Source organism: Sedimenticola hydrogenitrophicus, assembly GCF_025175675.1.
Classification (GTDB): Bacteria; Pseudomonadota; Gammaproteobacteria; order Chromatiales; family Chromatiaceae; genus Sedimenticola; species Sedimenticola hydrogenitrophicus.
Genome location: NZ_JANIOA010000020.1, coordinates 12,636 through 32,528 on the forward strand (window position 1 = coordinate 12,636; position 19,893 = coordinate 32,528).

Annotated in this window: 21 protein-coding genes; 16 read left to right on the plus strand and 5 right to left on the minus strand. The window is 59.9% G+C overall.

Annotation, left to right across the window (positions count from 1 at the left end; translation table 11 throughout):
- The first annotated feature begins 1 nt into the window (after nucleotide 1).
- The 14 genes from NPX02_RS12110 (at nucleotide 2) to NPX02_RS12175 (ending at nucleotide 11,759) form a co-directional block, all read left to right on the plus strand.
- Nucleotides 2-1,135, plus strand: a complete 1,134-nt coding sequence (locus NPX02_RS12110) for a sodium ion-translocating decarboxylase subunit beta (RefSeq protein WP_260293859.1) — start codon at nucleotides 2-4, stop codon at nucleotides 1,133-1,135.
- Nucleotides 1,136-1,303: 168 nt separating this feature from the next.
- Nucleotides 1,304-1,744 carry a YceD family protein gene (locus NPX02_RS12115; RefSeq protein ID WP_260293860.1) on the plus strand — a complete coding sequence of 147 codons (441 nt, stop codon included), beginning with the start codon at nucleotides 1,304-1,306 and terminating at the stop codon, nucleotides 1,742-1,744.
- 40 nt (nucleotides 1,745-1,784) lie between these two features.
- Nucleotides 1,785-1,964 carry a 50S ribosomal protein L32 gene (rpmF, locus tag NPX02_RS12120; protein ID WP_260293861.1) on the plus strand — a complete coding sequence of 60 codons (180 nt, stop codon included), beginning with the start codon at nucleotides 1,785-1,787 and terminating at the stop codon, nucleotides 1,962-1,964.
- A 178-nt stretch (nucleotides 1,965-2,142) separates the two neighbouring features.
- On the plus strand, nucleotides 2,143-3,168 hold the full coding sequence (plsX, locus tag NPX02_RS12125; protein ID WP_260293862.1) for a phosphate acyltransferase PlsX: 1,026 nt from the start codon (nucleotides 2,143-2,145) through the stop codon (nucleotides 3,166-3,168).
- Nucleotides 3,165-4,133, plus strand: coding sequence for a beta-ketoacyl-ACP synthase III (locus NPX02_RS12130; protein ID WP_260293863.1), 969 nt, complete (start codon nucleotides 3,165-3,167; stop codon nucleotides 4,131-4,133). The genes plsX and NPX02_RS12130 overlap by 4 nt, the downstream gene beginning before the upstream one ends.
- Before the next feature lie 200 nt (nucleotides 4,134-4,333).
- Nucleotides 4,334-5,074, plus strand: a complete 741-nt coding sequence (fabG, locus tag NPX02_RS12135) for a 3-oxoacyl-ACP reductase FabG (protein ID WP_260293864.1) — start codon at nucleotides 4,334-4,336, stop codon at nucleotides 5,072-5,074.
- 194 nt (nucleotides 5,075-5,268) lie between these two features.
- A complete protein-coding gene (gene acpP, locus NPX02_RS12140) occupies nucleotides 5,269-5,502 on the plus strand; it encodes an acyl carrier protein (protein WP_029134634.1) in 234 nt (77 codons plus the stop codon).
- A 98-nt stretch (nucleotides 5,503-5,600) separates the two neighbouring features.
- Nucleotides 5,601-6,845, plus strand: coding sequence for a beta-ketoacyl-ACP synthase II (fabF, locus tag NPX02_RS12145; RefSeq protein WP_260293865.1), 1,245 nt, complete (start codon nucleotides 5,601-5,603; stop codon nucleotides 6,843-6,845).
- Between the two features lie 193 nt (nucleotides 6,846-7,038).
- Entirely contained in the window at nucleotides 7,039-7,857 is an 819-nt protein-coding gene (gene pabC / locus NPX02_RS12150) for an aminodeoxychorismate lyase (protein ID WP_260293866.1), read from the plus strand.
- A 49-nt stretch (nucleotides 7,858-7,906) separates the two neighbouring features.
- On the plus strand, nucleotides 7,907-8,905 hold the full coding sequence (gene mltG / locus NPX02_RS12155; protein ID WP_260293868.1) for an endolytic transglycosylase MltG: 999 nt from the start codon (nucleotides 7,907-7,909) through the stop codon (nucleotides 8,903-8,905).
- Nucleotides 8,906-8,911: 6 nt separating this feature from the next.
- Nucleotides 8,912-9,556, plus strand: coding sequence for a dTMP kinase (gene tmk, locus NPX02_RS12160; RefSeq protein WP_260293870.1), 645 nt, complete (start codon nucleotides 8,912-8,914; stop codon nucleotides 9,554-9,556).
- Entirely contained in the window at nucleotides 9,549-10,562 is a 1,014-nt protein-coding gene (locus tag NPX02_RS12165; protein WP_260293871.1) for a DNA polymerase III subunit delta', read from the plus strand. Before tmk ends, NPX02_RS12165 begins: the two co-directional genes overlap by 8 nt.
- A gap of 7 nt (nucleotides 10,563-10,569) precedes the next feature.
- A complete protein-coding gene (locus NPX02_RS12170; RefSeq protein WP_260293873.1) occupies nucleotides 10,570-10,929 on the plus strand; it encodes a PilZ domain-containing protein in 360 nt (119 codons plus the stop codon).
- A 53-nt stretch (nucleotides 10,930-10,982) separates the two neighbouring features.
- Nucleotides 10,983-11,759: a TatD family hydrolase gene (locus NPX02_RS12175; protein ID WP_260293874.1), complete on the plus strand. Its 777-nt coding sequence runs from the start codon at nucleotides 10,983-10,985 to the stop codon at nucleotides 11,757-11,759.
- A gap of 23 nt (nucleotides 11,760-11,782) precedes the next feature.
- Here the strand turns inward: NPX02_RS12175 and NPX02_RS12180 are convergent, their stop codons facing one another.
- Nucleotides 11,783-12,184 carry an acyl-CoA thioesterase gene (locus tag NPX02_RS12180; protein WP_260293875.1) on the minus strand — a complete coding sequence of 134 codons (402 nt, stop codon included), beginning with the start codon at nucleotides 12,182-12,184 and terminating at the stop codon, nucleotides 11,783-11,785.
- 78 nt (nucleotides 12,185-12,262) lie between these two features.
- Complete coding sequence (locus tag NPX02_RS12185; RefSeq protein WP_335342558.1) at nucleotides 12,263-13,408, minus strand: aminotransferase class V-fold PLP-dependent enzyme; 1,146 nt, start codon at nucleotides 13,406-13,408, stop codon at nucleotides 12,263-12,265.
- 342 nt (nucleotides 13,409-13,750) lie between these two features.
- On the opposite strand from NPX02_RS12185, the gene NPX02_RS12190 reads away from it, so the two are divergent.
- Together NPX02_RS12190 and NPX02_RS12195 are read left to right on the plus strand one after the other, a co-directional pair.
- A complete protein-coding gene (locus NPX02_RS12190) occupies nucleotides 13,751-14,122 on the plus strand; it encodes an ArsR/SmtB family transcription factor (RefSeq protein ID WP_260293876.1) in 372 nt (123 codons plus the stop codon).
- Nucleotides 14,115-14,561 carry a hypothetical protein gene (locus NPX02_RS12195; RefSeq protein WP_260293878.1) on the plus strand — a complete coding sequence of 149 codons (447 nt, stop codon included), beginning with the start codon at nucleotides 14,115-14,117 and terminating at the stop codon, nucleotides 14,559-14,561. The genes NPX02_RS12190 and NPX02_RS12195 overlap by 8 nt, the downstream gene beginning before the upstream one ends.
- Nucleotides 14,562-14,629: 68 nt before the next feature.
- Here NPX02_RS12195 and NPX02_RS12200 read toward each other — a convergent pair whose 3' ends face one another.
- From NPX02_RS12200 to imuA, 3 genes are read right to left on the minus strand one after another with little or no spacing between them, the layout of a single operon-like run.
- Nucleotides 14,630-17,698: an error-prone DNA polymerase gene (locus tag NPX02_RS12200; RefSeq protein WP_260293879.1), complete on the minus strand. Its 3,069-nt coding sequence runs from the start codon at nucleotides 17,696-17,698 to the stop codon at nucleotides 14,630-14,632.
- A gap of 10 nt (nucleotides 17,699-17,708) precedes the next feature.
- Entirely contained in the window at nucleotides 17,709-19,130 is a 1,422-nt protein-coding gene (locus tag NPX02_RS12205) for a Y-family DNA polymerase (RefSeq protein ID WP_260293880.1), read from the minus strand.
- 1 nt (nucleotide 19,131) lies between these two features.
- On the minus strand, nucleotides 19,132-19,743 hold the full coding sequence (gene imuA / locus NPX02_RS12210; protein ID WP_260293881.1) for a translesion DNA synthesis-associated protein ImuA: 612 nt from the start codon (nucleotides 19,741-19,743) through the stop codon (nucleotides 19,132-19,134).
- Between the last annotated feature and the right edge of the window lie 150 nt (nucleotides 19,744-19,893).

Sequence of the window (19,893 nt, forward strand, 5' to 3'; positions counted from 1 at the left end):
CATGAACGGCGCCGAAGCACTCTGGCAATCCATGGGGATTGCCAACATGACCTGGGGCCAGCTGCTGATGATGCTGGTCGGCTGTCTGCTGATCTATCTTGCCGTGGCCAGGAAGTTTGAACCGCTGCTGCTGCTGCCGATCGGTTTCGGCGCCATCCTGAGCAATATTCCCGAGGCGGGTATCGCCCAGGCGGGCGGGCTGCTGTACTACATCTATCATATCGGCATTGAGACCGGGGTGTTCCCCCTGCTGATCTTCATGGGGGTGGGCGCCCTGACCGATTTCGGCGCGCTGATCGCCATGCCCAGCACGCTGTTCCTGGGGGCCGCGGCCCAGTTTGGCATCTTCGCCACCCTCATCGGCGCGTTAACCCTGAACCTGATCCCCGGCTTCAACTTCAGCCTGGCGGATGCCTCGGCGATCGCCATCATCGGTGGTGCCGACGGGCCGACGGCCATCTTTCTGGCCTCTCGGCTGGCGCCGGACCTGCTGGGTGCCATCGCGGTAGCGGCCTACTCCTATATGGCGCTGGTCCCGATCATTCAGCCCCCCATCATGCGCCTGCTCACGACGGAAAAAGAGCGGAATATCGTCATGTCCCAGCTACGCCCCGTCAGCCGGCTGGAGAAGATACTGTTTCCCTTCACCGTCTTGCTGCTGTGTATCCTGTTCCTGCCCTCTGCCGCGCCCCTGATCGGCATGCTGATGTTCGGCAATATCCTCAGGGAGGTGGGGGTGGTGGACCGGCTGAGCCGCGCAGCCCAGAACGAGATTATCAACATCGTTACCATCTTCCTTGGCCTGGCGGTAGGTTCGAAGCTGTCGGCGGACAAGTTCCTCACCCTCGAAACCCTGGGTATCCTGGCCCTGGGCGCGGTGGCCTTCTGTATCGGTACCGCCGCGGGGGTGCTGATGGGGAAAGTAATGTGCAAGATCAGTGGTGGCAAGGTGAATCCGCTGATCGGCGCCGCCGGGGTATCCGCCGTGCCGATGGCGGCGCGGGTGGTGAACAAGGTCGGCCTGGAGAGCAATCACCACAATTTCCTGCTCATGCATGCCATGGGACCGAATGTGGCGGGCGTGATCGGCTCCGCGGTCGCCGCCGGCGTATTGCTGGCCGTGGTCGGAAGCTGACCGGCCGCCAAGCGGGTGAATGCACGTTATTTTTTTGACGTTTCCCGAGTCCCGTAATATCATTGCGCGCTTATGTCGTCGCGACTTCCTGAATTCATAGATCCCCGGCGCCTAGCGAACCAGGGAGCGGGGTTTTCCGGGACGGTGGAACTGAGTGAACTTCCCCGTTTGAGTGAGGCACTCATGGATCCCGTGGGTATCGCCGAGTTCAGTCTGGAATTCTATCGGGACAACCGGAAACGGGCGCGAATAAAAGGACAGGTTCAGGCTGATCTGGTACTGGAGTGCCAACGCTGCCTGGGCGCAATGGTCTTCCCGGTCAAGGCGGAACTCGACCTGGCTGTCGTCCAGGTGCCGGAAGAGGCGGAGAGTCTGCCGGAATCCTGCGATCCGGTTTGGGTCGAAGCGGAGACATTGCGACTGTTGGACCTGGTGGAAGACGAGCTGATACTGGCTATCCCCCAGGTGCCGAGACATGAACCTGACGCCTGCGGAGTTGATAGTACGAATCCGGTCAATGGAGAGACAGCGGATCAGGAACAGGAAGATGATGCATCAGACAAGCCGAATCCGTTTGCCGTACTGGCCGGATTCAAGTCTGATAAATAGTTTAAATTTAATTGCTTATTGTAAATCAGGAGCTTGAACCATGGCGGTCCAGCAGAACAGAAAAACTCCTTCCAAACGTGGTATGCGTCGTTCGCACGATGCACTGCGGGGCGAAACCCTCTCCATCGATCCAACCTCTGGTGAGACCCATCTTCGCCACCACGTGTCTCCTGACGGTTTCTACCGCGGCCGCAAGGTCGTCAGCGGTAAGGGCGAATAAACCCTCATCACCGTGGGCAGTATGATAGTGGTTCATCACAACCGTCCTTTTGGGACGGTTGTGCTTTTTTGCGTCCGCAAAAGCAGTTCAGGGGACCGGAAATGAACAAGCAGCCGCAGTCCGTTCCCGGGCCACGGGTTTGCTCTCTCACCGTGCCTAACCTCCCGAGGAGATGTAGTTGAGCGATCGGATAAGCATAGCCTTGGATGCGATGGGGGGGGATTTCGGTCCTTCCGTGGTAGTACCCGCCGCCCTCGATTTTCTGAAGAGGGATCAGGATGTCGACCTGATCCTGGTCGGACAGGAAGCGGCGATAAGAGAACATCTGGGGAGACGGCAACCGGATGCACGGCTGCGCATCATGGCCGCCTCGGAAGAGATCGGCATGGACGAACTGCCCTCCAAGGCACTGCGCGGGAAGAAAGATTCTTCCATGCGTGTCGCCATCAATCTGGTCAAAGAGGGGCAGGCTCACGCCTGTGTCAGTGCCGGTAACACCGGCGCCCTGATGGCGATCGCCCGTTTCGTTCTGAAGATGCTTCCCAATGTGGACCGTCCCGCCATTATTACCGCGCTGCCCTCAATGACCGGACACACCTGGGTGTTGGACTTGGGGGCGAATGTCGAGAGCAGTTCCGATCACCTGTTTCAGTTTGCCGTGATGGGAAGTGAACTTGTTGCCTCGGTCGATGAGGATATCCCCAATCCACGCATTGGGCTGTTGAATATCGGCCAGGAAGAGATCAAGGGCAATGACCAGGTGAAGCGGGCGCATGAGCTGTTGAGTAAAAGTTCACTCAATTATATTGGATATATCGAGGGCGACGGTGTCTATACTGGTGAAGTCGATGTGGTGGTGACCGATGGGTTTGTCGGAAACATTGCATTGAAAAGCGCGGAAGGCGTCGCCAAAATGATAGCCTATTACCTGAAAAGCGGCTTTAAACGCAATATATTCACCCAACTGGCCGGCTTTCTGGCCATACCGGTCATCAACGGCTTCCGCAAAAAGATCGACCCGCGCCGGTATAACGGGGCCAGTCTCCTGGGTCTGCGCGGCATCGTGATCAAGAGTCACGGCGGAGCCGATGTACTGGCTTTCGAGAATGCCATCCAAATGGCCAAGAAGGCAGTCCACAACAACGTCCCGGAGCGCATAGCCCATGGGGTCGAATGTCAACTTGAAAAAAGGGCAAGCGTGTGACCTATTCCCGCATTATCGGAACAGGCAGTTATCTGCCGGAGAAGATACTGACCAATGACGACCTGGCGCAGATGGTCGACACATCCGACCAATGGATCAGGGAACGCACCGGGATACATAAACGGCATATTGCGGCCGATGGCGAAACCACCTGCGATCTGGCCGAACATGCGGCGCGCAATGCCATCGCCGCCTCGGGAAAATCCATCTCGGACATCGATCTGATCGTGGTCGCAACCACCACGCCGGATCAGATATTCCCCAGCACCGCCTGTCTGCTGCAGAGTCGGCTGGATATCCACGGTTGTGCCGCCTTTGACGTGCAGGCCGTCTGTACCGGTTTTATTTACGCCCTGGGCGTGGCGGATAACTTTATCCGTACGGGCAATGCCACTTGCGCGCTGGTAATCGGCGCCGAGACCTTTTCACGTATTCTCAACTGGCAGGACCGCGGCACCTGCATCCTGTTCGGTGACGGTGCCGGCGCGGTGGTCATCGAGAAGAGTGACGAGCCGGGCATCCTCTCCACCCACCTGCATGCGGATGGCGATTATGCCAATCTGCTGCAAGTCCCGGAGGGCGTTTCCAAAGGCTATGACGTGGTCAGGCAAAACGCCGCCTTTGTCGAGATGAAAGGCAACGAGGTGTTCAAGATGGCGGTGAACACCCTGGGCCGGATCGTCGACGAAACACTGGAAAAAAACGGCATGCGGAAATCGGATGTGAACTGGCTGATCCCGCACCAGGCCAATATCCGCATTATCCAAGCCACGGCACGCAAACTGCGCATGCCCATGGAGCAGGTCGTCGTCACGGTCCATGAACATGGCAATACTTCCGCCGCCTCCGTGCCGCTGGCACTGGATGTCGCCGTGCGCGATGGCAGAATCAAAAAAGGCGAGACCCTGCTGATGGAGGCCTTCGGTGGCGGGTTCACCTGGGGTTCGGTACTGGCAAGATTTTAACCGAGCCAACCTGATAGCTTGCTTGAGTCACCCGCAACGCCGCCAAGGACGCGAAGGTAACAAAAATAGGTTGGCGTATACCTCACAACAGACGCTGCAAAAGCTGTTCGGCTGTCCACCATTGGCAGCAGTTGTGGTTTCACCTTTGCGAACTTTGTGCTCTGCGGGATTAATTCGGAATAAATTGCATGGAGATAGAGATGCTTGAAAACGAAATTGCGCTTGTAACCGGGGCCAGCCGGGGTATCGGTGCGGCCATCGCTGCGGGACTCGGTGAACAGGGCGCCACGGTGATTGGCACGGCAACTTCTGAATCCGGTGCGGCCGCCATCACGGCCCGCTTTGCGGCGGACGGCATCAAAGGGCAGGGGATGGTCCTGAATGTGACGGATCCCGCCTCCATTGATATGGTGCTGAAGGCTATCGCAGAAGGCTATGGCGCACCCAGTATCCTGATCAACAACGCCGGGATCACCCGGGACAATCTGCTGATGCGAATGAAGGATGAGGAGTGGGACAGCATTCTGGATACCAATCTCACTTCAATCTATCGATTGTCCAAGGCCTGTCTCCGTTCCATGATGAAGGCACGCAAGGGTCGCATCATCAGCATCGGCTCCGTGGTCGGGTCTACCGGAAATGCCGGCCAGACCAATTATGCCGCGGCCAAGGCGGGGATGATCGGTTTCACCAAATCGCTGGCGCGGGAAGTGGGCTCACGCGGCATCACCGTCAACGCCGTGGCGCCCGGTTTTATCGATACCGATATGACCCGGGAACTCCCGGAAGAGCAACATAAAAAACTGCTATCCGAGATCCCCCTGGCGCGCCTGGGAGCGCCCAAAGAGATTGCCAACGCCGTTATTTTCCTTGCTTCATCTGCCGCGGATTACATCACCGGTGAGACATTACACGTCAATGGCGGCATGTATATGGGGTAAACCCTAATAATCCCCCATGCGTTCAAGCTTTAAGTAATGAATGTATTGGGTTGTTATTAAAGTATTTTTTTCTGTCATTAAAAAACAAGAGATTTAAGGTCAATTTGCTTTGAACTTTTGAGGTTTGATGAATACAATACCCGTCGGTCGTGTGACAACCCGGCCATATTTTTTTACCGGAGGAATTTAAGAACATGAGCTCTGTCGAAGAACGTGTTAGGAAGATAGTTGTTGAACAGCTGGGTGTATCAGAAGATGAGGTGACCCTGGAAGCCTCTTTTGTGGACGATCTGGGTGCAGACTCTCTTGACACAGTTGAGCTGGTCATGCAACTGGAAGAAGAGTTCGGTACTGAAATTCCAGATGAAGACGCTGAGAAGATCACCACTGTCAAGCTGGCAGTTGAGTACATCAACGCACACAGCTGATCCACACTCACCCGTTCAATACAAGGCCGCACAGCCGTCTATAGCGACTGGTTGCGGCTTTTTGCTATCCAAAGATCCCAATAGGGGGTAGGTCTCAGATGTCTGGAAGAAGGGTTGTTATAACTGGGCTCGGCATGGTGGCTCCGGTTGGACACACGGTTAAAGAAGCCTGGGAGAGCATTCTCGCAGGCAAGAGCGGTATTCAACCGATCACGCATTTCGATATTGAACCTTTCAGCGTCCATTTCGGCGGTCCGATCTACGGATTCGACGTGACCCAGTACGTACCCAAGAAGGATGTGAGGAAAATGGATAAGTTCATCCATTACGGCATAGCTGCCGGCTCACAGGCGATTGAGGACTCCGGACTGGAAATTACTGATGAGACGGCCTCACGTATTGGTGTGGCGATTGGCGCCGGTATCGGCGGCATCACCGGAATCGAGAACAGCTACCAGGCCTATGTTGATGGTGGTCCAAGAAAAATTTCTCCGTTCTTCGTGCCCGCCAACATCATCAACATGGTGGCCGGTAATCTCTCCATCAAGTACGGCCTGCGCGGCCCCAACTACTCGATCGTATCCGCCTGCAGCACCGGGACACACAATATCGGTGAGGCGACCCGCCTGATCCGTCACGGCTACGTGGATGCCATGGTGGCCGGTGGTGCGGAGATGGCGACTTCGCCGGTCGGCCTGGGTGGTTTTGCCGCCGCCCGCGCCCTCTCAACCCGTAATGACGATCCCCAGGCGGCGAGCCGGCCCTGGGACCGGGACCGGGATGGATTCGTGCTCAGCGATGGCGCCGGCGTGCTGGTGCTCGAAGAGTATGAGGCGGCAAAAGCCCGCGGGGCCAACATCTATGCCGAGATCGTGGGTGTGGGCATGAACTCGGATGCCTATCACATGACGGCGCCATCGGTGGGCGGTGAAGGCGCCAGCGAGTGCATGCTGCTGGCATTGAAAGACGGCGGCATCAACCTGGAGCAGGTCGACTATATCAACGCCCATGGCACCTCGACACCGGCGGGTGACATTGCCGAGACCCTCGCGGTGAAGCGGGCCTTTGGAGATCACGCCTATAAACTGGCGGTCAGTTCGACAAAATCCATGACCGGCCACATGTTGGGCGCCGCCGGTAGCGTCGAGGCCGTTTTCTCCGCTCTGGCCATTCGCGATCAGGTCGCGCCGCCCACCATCAATTTGGAAAACCAGGATCCGGAATGTGATCTTGACTACGTGCCGAATACCGCCCGGGAGATGAAAATTGACGTCGCCATCTCCAACTCCTTCGGCTTCGGCGGCACCAACGGCACACTGGTGTTCCGTCGTCTGACGGATTGATCCTTGTTGAACCGGGTCGCACGTCAGCCGACGCCGCGCCCGGCCATCCATGGCCTCCGCGGCATAAGTCCATCCCTGGACAAAAAAAACGCCTGATCCCGGGCGTTTTTTTATTGTCGGTACTATTAATGAAGGCCGCTTCCGGCTATCTTTCTGTCAGTACTCCCAGACCAGCGAATCGTGAGGAATACGCTTGTTAATCAATGGCGAAAAAGAGACCCGGGTTGCGGCAACTGACCGCGGATTGCAGTTCGGCGATGGACTGTTCGAGACCGTCGCGATAAAAAATGGCCGCCCCTGCCTGTGGCGACGCCACATGGAAAGACTGTCGAGCGGCTGCTCCCGATTGGGTATCCAACCACCCGACACCGACCAGCTGTATCAAGAGGTGATGGCCGAAACCGGTCAAGAGACGCAGGGTGTCGTAAAGATCATCATGACCCGCGGACCAGGACGCCGGGGATACCGTCCGCAGCCGAATCACACACCGACCCGTATCGTCGGCTGGAGTCAGTATCCGGTTTTCCCCGAGCAGGTCTACCAACGCGGCATCGTGGCCCGTCTCTGCTCCACCCGCCTTGGTTGGAATCCGGCACTGGCTGGATTGAAGCATCTCAATCGCCTGGAACAGGTTCTGGCCAGATCCGAGTGGAATGACCCTTCAGTCCAGGAAGGGCTGATGATGGATACCGCCGATTGTGTGATTGAAGGCACCAGTTCCAATCTGTTTGTCGTTCAGGATGAAAGAATCTATACCCCTGATTTGAGTCGCTGCGGTGTTGCGGGCGTCATGCAGGGCCTGGTGATCGAGATCGCCCAGAACCTGAATATCCCCATCACCGTCACCGACATTTCGCTGCACGACCTGTGGACCGCGGACGGACTCTTTGTATCCAATTCGCTGATAGGCATCTGGCCGGTCCGGGAACTTTCCGGCCAGGAGTTTTCGGTAGATGCGATACCGAAAAAATTGCTGGAGGCGGTTCTGGAACAGGGTTTCAATCATGCCTGATGAACTCTTTCCCTCACTATCCAGACGCTAATCCTGTAAAATCGTCCTGATGTTTTATCGACTGATTGGAATACTCGTTCTTGGCGGAAGCTTCGCCCTTGCCTGGGTGATGATGTCACTCAACAGTTTCAGCAGCAATCCCATGCAGCTACCCGAGGCAGGAGTCAGCTACGTGCTGATGCCCGGCAGTTCACTCTCGGCCGTTGCCAGGGATCTTGAGCAGCGGGGCTATCTGGAGAGCGCACTCTATTTCCAGTTAATGGCCCGGCTGGACGGTCAGGCCAGCCGCATCAAGGCGGGTGAATACCATCTCGCGTCTGGGTTGACGCCGAAATCATTGCTGGCGCTGCTGGTTTCGGGCCGGGTCATGAACCACACGCTCACCCTGGTGGAGGGGTGGACTTTTCAGCAGGTCCTGGTGGCTGTGGAGGGGCATCAGGCCCTGAAAAAGACGCTGTCCGGTCTCTCCGATGAGGAGATCATGGATAATCTGGGATTTTCCGCCATGCATCCGGAAGGCCGGTTTCTGCCGGATACCTACCATTTCCCGAAGGGTACCACCGATCTGGACTTCCTGAAACGTGCCCATCGCGCCATGGAGCAGCTATTGGCGCGTGAATGGGCGGCGCGGGCGCCGAATCTGCCGCTGAAGAGCCCCTATGAGGCGCTGATAATCGCCTCGATAGTCGAAAAGGAGACCGGGCAGGCGGAGGAGCGTCCGGAGATCGCCGGCGTGTTCATCCGTCGGCTCAAAAAAGGCATGCGACTGCAGACTGACCCGACGGTTATCTATGGCATGGGACAGACCTTCAACGGAAATATCAGGCGTAGTGATCTGCGCCAGGATACTCCTTACAATACCTACGTCCACAGAGGGCTGCCGCCGACCCCCATCAGCATGCCGGGGGCGGACGCACTGCACGCCGTATTGCATCCGGCCGATGGCAACAGCCTCTACTTCGTCGCCAAGGGCGACGGTTATCACCATTTTTCCGACACCCTGGCTGAACACAACAAGGCCGTAAGAAAATACCAGCTGAAGCGATAACTGAATATGACAGTCGACAAAGGAAAGTTCATCACGGTAGAGGGAGGCGAGGGGGCCGGTAAGAGCTCCAACCTGGCGTTTATCCGCGATCTGCTGGAACAGTCGGGAGTCGAAGTGGTTTTCACCCGTGAACCCGGCGGCACCGCCCTGGGGGAGGAGATCCGCGACCTCCTGTTGGGCCACAAGCACACCGGTATGGCCAAGGACACCGAACTGATGCTGATGTTTGCCGCCAGGGCGGAGCATCTGGCACGGATCATTTTGCCGGCCCTGAATGCCGGAAAATGGGTGCTCTGTGACCGATTCACCGATGCCTCCTACGCCTATCAGGGTGGCGGTCGCGGGATCGAGATGGCGCGGATTCGCGCACTTGAGGAGTGGGTGCAGCAGGGCCTGAAACCCGATCTAACCCTGTTGCTGGATCTGCCGATCGAGACCGGGCTGGATCGCGCCGGACAACGCTCCGAACCGGATCGCTTCGAAGTGGAACAGCACGCCTTTTTCGAGCGGGTGCGATCAGCCTATCTGGACATTGCCCGGCGTGACAGCCAGCGCGTCCGGGTTATTGACGCGGCGGTGCCACTGGCCCAGGTACAGGCGCAGATTCGTCTCCTCATGGACCGGTTCGTACAGGTGCAGCGCCATGGATGATTATCTGTCGGCGAGTCTCGTCGATGAGGCCGTTCTGCCCTGGCAGGAGGCGAACTGGCAACGCCTTCTGTCGGCAAGCCAGTCGGGACGCCTGCCCCATGCCCTATTGCTGACCGGCGGTGCCGGTCTGGGGAAATCCTGGTTTGCGCATCGTCTGGCGGCATCACTGTTATGCAATGCAGTTCAGGGAAACGGCAAGCCGTGCGGCAGTTGTCAGAATTGTAGGCTGCTGCAGGCATCCACTCACCCGGATTTCACCTTGCTGCAACCGGAAGAGCCGGGCAAGGTGATCAAGATCGATACCATCAGGGAGTTCACCCAAAAGGGAGCCCTCACCAGCCGTTCCGGCGGTTTCAAGGTGATTATCATCGAGCCGGCCGATGCACTGAATACCGCGGCGGCAAACAGCCTGCTGAAGACCCTGGAAGAACCGGTGGACCGCACCGTGATCATTCTGGTGACCGCCCAGTCGGGGCGTCTCCCGGCAACCATTCGCAGCCGCTGCCAGCGTTATCACTTCACGCCCCCGGATGAAAGCACCGCGCTTGCCTGGTTGGACCGGCAGGTGCAGGGGACGGCCGATCTCCGGTTACTCCTTTCGCTGGCCGCTGGCGGCCCCTTGCTGGCGGTGAAATATGCTCGGGATGGTACCCTGGAAGAACGCGCCAGGATGATCGAGGAGCTGACAGCGGTCCTGAAGGGCGCACAGGACCCGCTCACGGTGGCCCTGCGTTGGAGCAACCTGGAGCAAGACGGTGTCCTCAAATGGTTCAGCGGCTGGGTGATCGACCTGATAAGGGTAAAGATTGCGGTGGAATCTGCCAATATAATCAATGTGGATCAAAGGGATCGCTTGCAAGCGCTGGCGCGGAAGGTAAACTCTAGAAGACTGTATGCACTGATGGACCGACTGTTTGAGGCAAACCGGACACTGGGTACCCAGCTGAATACACAGATGCAACTGGAGAGCCTGCTGCTGGATTGGGCGGGCATTGGAGTTGAGTGATAGTGGTATGTCTGTAACGAATGCACCGACAGCCCGGCAGGGCATTCTCTCTTTGACCATCAAGGATAAGAATGCCCTGTACGCAGCCTATATGCAGTACGTAAAAAATGGCGGACTTTTTATTCCCACCAATAAGAAATATAACCTGGGAGATGAGGTATTCATGCTTCTGACCCTGATGGAGGAGACGGAACGCATACCAGTAGCCGGCAAGATCATCTGGATTACCCCGGTAGGGGCCGAAGGCAATCGTGCGGCGGGTATCGGCGTTCAGTTCAGCGACCAGGATGGCGGTATGGCGAGAAACAAGATCGAAGGCTACCTGGCCGGTGCCCTGAAATCCGATCGTCCCACCCACACCATGTAGGCGGCCGCCGACCGGCCTAACCGTTTGCCTCTCTGTACACCCAAGAGTTTGAAATGCTTGTAGATTCCCATTGCCACCTGGATCGCCTGGAACTGGCACCCTTTGATAACAGTTTCCAGAACCTGCTCGAGACCACCCGGGCGGCCGGTGTGGGCCACATGCTCTGCGTCTCCATCGATCTGGAGAGCTACCCCGCAATGCTCGCCCTGGTGGAGAACGAGGCGGATATCTCCATCTCCGTCGGCGTTCACCCCAACGACCGGGACCGCCGGGAACCCGGTCCGGAAGAGTTGGCGAGGCTTGCCCTGCACGAGAAGAACGTGGCAATCGGCGAGACCGGTCTCGACTATTTTCGCAGCGAAGGGGACCAGGATTGGCAGCGGATGCGCTTCCGTCGCCATATCGCCGCGGCGAGACTCTGCGACAAGCCGCTGATTATCCACACCCGGGCGGCCAAGGAAGACACCCTCCGTATCATGCGGGAGGAGGGGGCCGATAGCGTCGGTGGGGTGATGCACTGCTTTACCGAGGATTGGGACATGGCCCGCCAGGCGCTGGATCTGGGTTTCTACATCTCGTTCTCCGGCATCATCACCTTCAACAGCGCGGCCGACCTGCGGGACGTGGCGAAAAAGGTACCGCAAGAGAGGCTCCTGATCGAGACCGATTCTCCCTACCTGGCGCCAATACCCCACCGGGGCAAATCCAATATTCCGGCCTATGTGGGGCACGTCGCGGATAAGGTTGCCGAACTCCGGGGACTTACCCGTGAACAGGTTGAGGCGCTCACGACAGACAACTTCAATAGATTATTTTTAACTGAAAAATAAGTTAGTTACACTATCTTTGTGATCTATTTTTTAAGTATTTTAGGCCGAGATTCCTCATCCAGCCCCACATAGGTAATGGAGGCCACGGCTACCCGCCCGACGGTATGGGGATCCCTGTCACGCTCCGCGTAGACTTCCACCTTGACCCGAATCGAGGTGTTCCCCTTACGCTCCACCTCGGCGTAACAGCTCACCAGATCCCCCACATGCACCGGCTTTTCAAACTGGAAATCGTGCACGGCGACTGTCACCACCCGGGCATCGGCCACCTGCATGGCGATGAGACTGCCGGCAATGTCCACCTGGGACATCAGCCAGCCACCAAAAATATGCCCGGAAGGGTTGGTGTCCGCCGGCATGGCCAGAACCCTGACTGTTAACTGGCGTTCACCGGGATTGCGCTCTTCGATGGGGTATTGGCTCATGGTATGACTCTATTTTTTTGAAAAGTTGTCATTAGATAACCTAATAGTGACGTTTATACAGCAAGTTAACGTCTATTATTAATCCATTTTGGAGTTTAGTATCTGGTCCAGAATCCCTAGCGCATCACGCAGTTTCTGCTCCCCGGTGTAGAAATGGGGGGAGAATCGGATACCACCACCACGCGCCGCGCAGATGACCCGGCAGTGCATCAGTTTACGATAGAGCTTCTCCTGATCCTCACCGGGCACCTTGAAGGTGACTATACCGGAACGTCGCTCCGGATCGGCCGAACTGATTAGTTCAAGCCGTGGGTGATCCGAGATCAGCCGGACCAGCAGATCCGTGTTGCGCAGGATATCCGCCGCTATCCGCTCCAATCCGACCCCGCGTATCAGCGAAAGACTGCTGTTAAGCGCATGAATTCCCAACATATTGGGGCTGCCGCACTCAAAACGGCGTCCGCTGCTGGCGGGATCCGTCGCCAGGGTAGCGAAATCCCCAGCGGTTTCCAGCATGTGCCAGCCGAACTGGTGAAGCATGAGCCGCTCACGGATATGCTTGTCGGTATACAGCAGCGCCACGCCCTCCGGTCCCAACATCCATTTATGGCCGTCAGCCACCACGAAATCGGCGCCGACCTCGGCCACATCAAAGGCCAGGGCACCCAGGCTCTGAATCGCATCCACACAAAACAAGACATTGTTTTTCTTAGTATATTCACCGATACGCAACAAATCCATCCGCAACCCGGACGCATACTGCACGGAACTGACACTGATCATTCGGGTATTTTTGTCACAGGCCGCCAGCAGCGCGGTCTCGGGCTCCTGGCCAGGGCCGGGGTCGATCATCCTGACCGTCACCCCATAGCGCTCCAGGCTCTGCCAGACCACCCGATTGGATGGAAACTCCTGCTTCAGAAACACCACATTCTGGCCAGCTTGCCAGTCCAGACCGTGGGCGATGGCCGACAGGGCCTCGGACGTGCTTTTCTGAATGGCAATATCATCCACCGACGGCGCATTGATCAGCCAGGCCAGGTTGTCCCGCAACTGGCGCTCCGTATCCATCCACTGCAGGTAATTGCTGGCACCGAGCCGGGCGTTTTCCTCGGCGAAGCGCTTAACGGTCTCAGCCGTACATAACGGCCAGGGGGAGACCGCCGCATGGTTCAGATAAATCAGATCATCACTCAGAGCGAATGGATTTTGCATGTTGTTCATTTTAACCATCGTGGGATTACCGCTGTTGATTTGCAGAATAGCGGTCTTTACCAAGACAAATCCAGCCCCGAGCAGTATCGGCAATTGTATACTGCCCAATTAATAATTGCGCATAATGTATATTATGTTAAATGTTATATCTGCATAGAAATAACATCATTACGGATTAGTAAGGCTTCCCTACTTCGAGGTTGTCGAAATCTGGCCAAGCGCGGTGTCCCAACAGCCGAACAAAAGCGGCACCCGGTTGAATCTGTGGGCTGAGCTGTTCCCGTGTAAAAATGTGATTATCAATCCTTACGCTAAACTTCAATAATTCATGAAATGTTGTATTCTTGTTTTATGTCACAAGATGAACTGATTGCCAAAAAGCTGTCCGCCATGGCCCACCCTGCTCGCCTCGCCATCGTGCACATGTTGGTGAAGGCGGGTCCACAAGGCGTGTCCGCCAGTCAATTGGGTGGGCCGTTGGATATAGCTGCCAATGCGCTGACCTTTCACTTGCAGAAGCTGGCACATGCCGGCCTCGTAGAGTCGCGCCGCAGCGGCCGGTTCGTCATCTATACCGCGGCATTCGATGAACTGCTGAACCTGACGAACTACCTTGTCGGTTCCTGCTGTGTGGACTCAGCGGAAAAATGCGGCCCTCGCTGTCCGACGAGCGAGCCTTCGCCCATGCACATCTCCACTTCAAGAGGAGAGCAAAATGACTGAATTTCAAGGCAATGGACGTTCCTGGCTACGCGCCATCAGCATCGGGATAGGGGTTTCCCTCCTTACCGCCATCATTATGGTGGCAGTGACAAGGGCGGGCCTGTCACCCTTCCCCCAGCCACCCTCGCAGGCCTTCGCCGAAACCCTGTTGGGTCGAACGCTACCCCTGCCGGTGGGGCTGCTGTTCCATACCGCCTACGTGACCTTCTGGTCCGTGCTCTTCGTGCGTTTTTTCCCGCAACGCAATATCAAGACAGCCATGGCCCTCGCCGGCGCCTTGTGGCTGGTGATCCTGGCGGTGTTCTTTCCCATCGTCGGTTGGGGTTTCGCGGGGCTGCAGGTCAGCCCCAAGCTGATCGTGACTTCTTTCATCCCCCATCTGTTGTTCGGGCTTTTCCTGTGGGCACTGGATAGCTATCTGCCGCGCAAGGGCACCTGAGCCCCCGAAACGCGTGGGAGATATTAGGCGATAACTGCCGATACGAAACCGCTTTATCCTAAGCTGACTCAACGAAAATCCCGCGACGGAATATTCAGCCCACCCAGCCAGTCGCTGTGGTCCTCCAGCCTGTGGGCGATCAGGTGCACCACCTGCCCCTCGCGCTGCACCTGGCCGTTGACCATGAGTAACCGGGCGTTCAACACCACCTGACGAAACCGCTCCAGTGTCTTGGGCCAGATAACCAGGTTGACCTGGCCGCTCTCGTCCTCCAGGGTGGCGAACAGCACACCGCTGGCGGTGTGCGGTCGCTGGCGGCCGATCACCAGGCCGGCCGCACGCAGCCAGGTGCGATCCTGTGCTGCCTGCACCTCGGCCGCCGTGTGCACCCCGGCGCGACGCAGGCGGGTGCGCAGCAGTTGCAACGGATGTCGTCGCAGCGACAGGCCCAGGGCGTCATAATCGGCACACACCGCCTCCCCCAGTGTCGGTTCCGGCAGTGCGGCGCCCTGCTCTTCCGCCACGCCATCAAACAGCGGGGTCGGTGCTTCGATGCCGAGAACCTGCCACTGGGTCTGGTAGCGGTCACCACCCAGCCCCGCCAGGGCATCGGCGGCGGCCAGGGCCTGAAGATCGCGCGCGTTGAGTCGGGCACGCCGGGACAGGTCGCCGATATCGGTGAAATTCTTGTCCTGGCGTGTTTCCACAAGACGTGCCGCCCCGTTGTGCGACAGCTCATTGACCAGGCGCAGTCCCAGCCGCAGTTCCGGGCGGCCATTCCGGCCCCGCTCCAGTGAACTGTCCCAGTCGCTGTGGCACACGTCCACCGGGCGCACCCGCACGCCGTGGCGCCGGGCATCCTGGATCAGCTGCGCCGGGGCATAGAAGCCCATCGGCTGGCTGTTGAGCAGGCCACAGAAAAAGGCCGCCGGCTCATGGCATTTGAGCCAGGCCGAGGCGTAGGCCAGCAGGGCGAAGCTGGCGGCGTGGGATTCGGGAAAGCCGTACTCGCTGAAGCCCTTGGTTTGATTAAAGATACGTTCAGCAAACTCTTCGCTATAACCGCGCTGGTGCATGCCATCGAACAGTTTGCGCTGAAACACCTCGATGCCGCCGCGGCGGCGCCAGGCGGCCATGGCCCGGCGCAGGGCATCCGCCTCGCCGGCGGAGAAGCCGGCCGCCACCATGGCCAGCTCGATCGCCTGCTCCTGGAACAGGGGCACACCCAAGGTGCGCTCCAGCACCCCCCGCACTTCCGGACTGGGATACTCCACCGGTTCCAGCCCCTGGCGCCGCCGCAGATAGGGGTGCACCATGTCGCCCTGGATCGGCCCCGGGCGCACGATGGCCACCTCGATCACCAGGTCATAGAAACAGGCGGGGCGCAGCCGCGGCAGCATGGTCATCTGAGCCCGGGATTCGATCTGGAACACGCCGACGGTATCGGCCCGGCTGATCAGGGCATAGGTGGCCGGGTCCTCGGCCGGGATATCCTGCATACGGAAGACCTCGCCCCGGTAGTCACTGATCAGGGCCAGGCTGCGGCGGATGGCACTGAGCATGCCCAGGGCCAGCACGTCGATCTTCAGCAGTCCCAGCGCCTGCAGATCATCCTTGTCCCACTGGATGACGGTGCGCTCGGGCATGGCGGCGTTTTCGATCGGCACCAGCCAGTCGAGCCGTTTGCGCGCGATGACAAAGCCCCCCACGTGCTGCGAGAGGTGGCGCGGAAAGCCGATCAGTTGCGCGGTCAGCGCCAGCAGCTGGCGCAGTTGCCGCTGTTCCGGATCGAACCCCAGCTCCCGGATGCGTTCGAGGTTCAGGCGGCGACCATCCCACCAGCTGTGGGTGGTGGCCAGGCGGTCCAGGGTGTCGGTGTCGAAGCCCAGGGCCTTGCCGGTCTCGCGCAGGGCGCTGCGGGTACGGTAGGTGATCACCGTGGCGGCCAGGGCGGCGCGGTGGCGGCCGTACTTCTCATAGAGATACTGGATCACCTCCTCGCGCCGCTGGTGTTCGAAGTCGACGTCGATATCGGGCGGTTCGTTGCGCTCCTTGGAGAGAAAGCGTTCGAACAGTGTCGACTGGCGCGCCGGGTCCACCTCGGTGATGCCGAGGGCGTAGCAGACCGCCGAGTTGGCCGCCGACCCCCGACCCTGACAGAGGATCTGCCGTCCGCGGGCAAAGTGCACGATGTCGTGCACGGTGAGAAAATAGGGCTCGTAGTGCAGTTCGCCGATCAGGTGTAATTCGTGCTCGATCTGCGCACGTACCTTGGGACTCACCCCGTCTGGCCAGCGCACCTGCATGCCGGTCTCGGTCAGGGCACGCAGATGGGCCGCCGGGGTAAGGCCCGCCGGCACCAGTTCATCGGGATACTCGTAACGCAGCTCGTCCAGACTGAAACGGCAGCGCTCGGCGATGGCACAGCTCTGCTGCAGCCACTCCCGGGGATAGATCCGCGCCAGGGTCTCCAGCGGCCGCAGGTGGCGTTCGGCATTGGCATGGAGCGCCCAACCGGCCCGCTCCAGCGTGGTACGGTGGCGGATGGCGGTCACCAGATCCTGCAGCGGCTGGCGTTCACGCCGGTGCATGTGCACATCGCCGGCGGCGACGATGGGCAGGCCGAAGTGTTCGGCCGCGACGCGGAGCGAGCGCAGTCGATGCTGCTCATCGCCCATCAGCAGCCGGTTGGCCTCCAGCCACAGGCGGCCGGCAAAGCGCTCCGTATAGCGGGCCAGCCGCTCCCTGTCATCCGGATCGTCGGGGTGCAACAGCGCCAGGCAGTCCGGCAGGTCATCCAGGTCATCGAGGGAGAGCCGGTATTGCCCCTTATCGGCGGCGCGCCGGGCGCGGGTGATCAGGGCGCTCAGCCCGGCGTAGGCCTGGCGGTCGCTGGCCAGCAGCACCAGCCGGTCCCCCTCCTCCGATAAAAACTCGCTACCGATGATCAGCGGCAGTGCACGCGCCTTGGCCTCCTCGTGGGCCCGCACCACACCGGCCAGGGAGCATTCGTCGGTCAGGGCCAGCGCCCGGTAGCCCAGTTCGGCGGCTTGGGCCACCAGCTCCTCCGGATGCGATGCTCCACGCAGAAAGGTGAAGTTGGAGAGGCAATGCAGCTCGGCATATTCAGCAGGCATCCGGGTCACCTCAGCCAAAGCGGCCGTGCAGGTACCAGTCCCGCTCGTCGGCTTGGCGGAACAGCCACAGCCGGGCGCCGTGGCTATCGGTAGCAATGAAGTAATCGCGCCGCACCCAGCGCCCCTGCCACCAGCCGCTCTCGATCCGCTCGGGTCCCTGTTCCAATCGCAACGGCCCGTCGCGCCACGGCCCCTCCGGTCCCTGGCGTAACCGCTCCGGCGGGTCCAGCAGCCACAGCGGGCGCTGTCCCGGGGGTGCTCCGTCGGTCGAGTTCTCCAGGCTCCAGGCCGACTCGGGGCGATGATCGGCCACCACCCCCGGCCGCCGCACCGCCTCGCGGCCCAGGCGGGCCTGCAGGCGCTCCCACAGGGCCTGCCCTTCCGCGCGTCCGGACGGCTGGCCAAACAGTCCCAGGTTGGCATGGCCGGCGGACTGGAACTCCACACTGGCCAGGCGCAGACTCAACACCGGTGCCTGCAGTGCCTCCCGCTCCAGGCGTTCACGCCAGAGTTCCAGCAGGTAGCCCGGATCACGCTGGGGTTCAAGCAGTTGCAGGGCGATATCGACCGGGGGCAGGTCCGCATGCTCCAGGGTCAACATCAACCGGTCGATGGCGGCGTCGGCACCCAGCAGCGCCCCGCCCAGCTCCTGCAACAGGCGCCGCAGGCCAAACAGCAGCCCGCTGCAGTTATCGACCTCGGCCGGCAACTCCAGCCGCGCCGCGAAGCGATGCGGCGGCCGGAAACAGGGACGGGGGTCGGGGCTGTGGCCCAGGGCACGATCGAGCCGTTCGAGCCACTCCGCGCCGAAGCGCCGGCGCAGGCCTGCTCGCGGCAGACGCAGGCACTCTCCCAGGTGCTGCAGCCCCATGCGGCGCAGGGCCTGGCGCTGTTTGTCCGACAGCTCCAGGCAGTCGAGCGGGAGCGCGGCCAGGGCCGTGCGCAACTCCCACTCCCGGGTGATCACCGGCGCCTGGGATAAGGCGCTGAGCCACCAGGCCGCCTGGGGATTGGGAGCGATCGCGCTGCGGGGTGCGTGGCCGAGCTGCTCACAACTGGTGATGACCTGCCTGTGCAACGCCGTCACCCCGCCGAACAGGCGCCGGCTGGCACCGATCTCCAGCAGCAGCCCCCGGGGCGACTGAACCACCACCTGGGAGGTGAACTGCATGGCCCAGTGGGCCAGGCGTTCCAGCCCTTCGGCCTCCCCCACCTCATCCCGGTCGACGATGGCAAGCTCCGGCACCAACAGCTGGGCCTGCTTCATGCTCATGCCGCGGCGCACGCCAAGCCGACGGGCGGCCGGATCGGCATCGAACACCTGCTGACGATTGGCCTGCTGCTGACGAATCACCAGGGGTCCGGCGGGCACCTGAACAGCGGCGACCAACTCCAACGCAAGGTGTGGAAAACGCAGGGCCAACCAGAGCATCTCACACCGCCAGGCAGGTGCCGGCACCGGGACGGCGCCCGCGGCACTTGAGCAGCTCCACCCCCAGCCCCCGGGCCTGGGGGCTCAGCAGCAGGCGCAAGGCCACCGGAGAACTCTGCGTGGCCGCCGCCCGGGGACGAAACAGAAAACCGGGGCACTCCCCCTGCTCCGCTGCCAGCTGCAGACGGCGCAACATCTTGGTGTTGAGGGCCCTGGGCCACAACAGCACGACACCGCAACTGCCGGAGCGCAGGCACTGCTCCGCCACCCAGGCGGCATCGCCCGGCTGGTCGGGAGCAACCCAGCGCATGCTCTCCAGGGCTATCCGCGCCTGGCGCAGCGCCGGGGCATAGGGAATATAGGGTGGCGAGATCCAGACCACCGGCTTCCCGGCCTGCCCCAGTTCAACCAGCAACGGGCGCAGCAGGCCCAGCTCGCCGATACCGTGATGATCGAGCAGCAGCTCGGTGAGCGCCGCCCCCGGCCAGCCGCCGCCGGACAGCAGTCCATCCAGCGCCGGATAGCCACTGGGCAGCGTCCTCGGCCGGTGGCCAAGGAGCAGTGTATCGCCACGCCAGACAGGGGCGCTTGAGAGGAGCTCTTCCAGGATCATCGTTCTCTAACCAAGAGGCAGCAGTGACAACAGCGACAGTGGGCCAATCCCTGCAATGAGGAATCGACCACTGCCGAATCTGTTGTTTAAAGGATAGAGAACATGTGGAGAACTTTCAATGGGCCATTGAAGTAGGCACAGCACATCAAC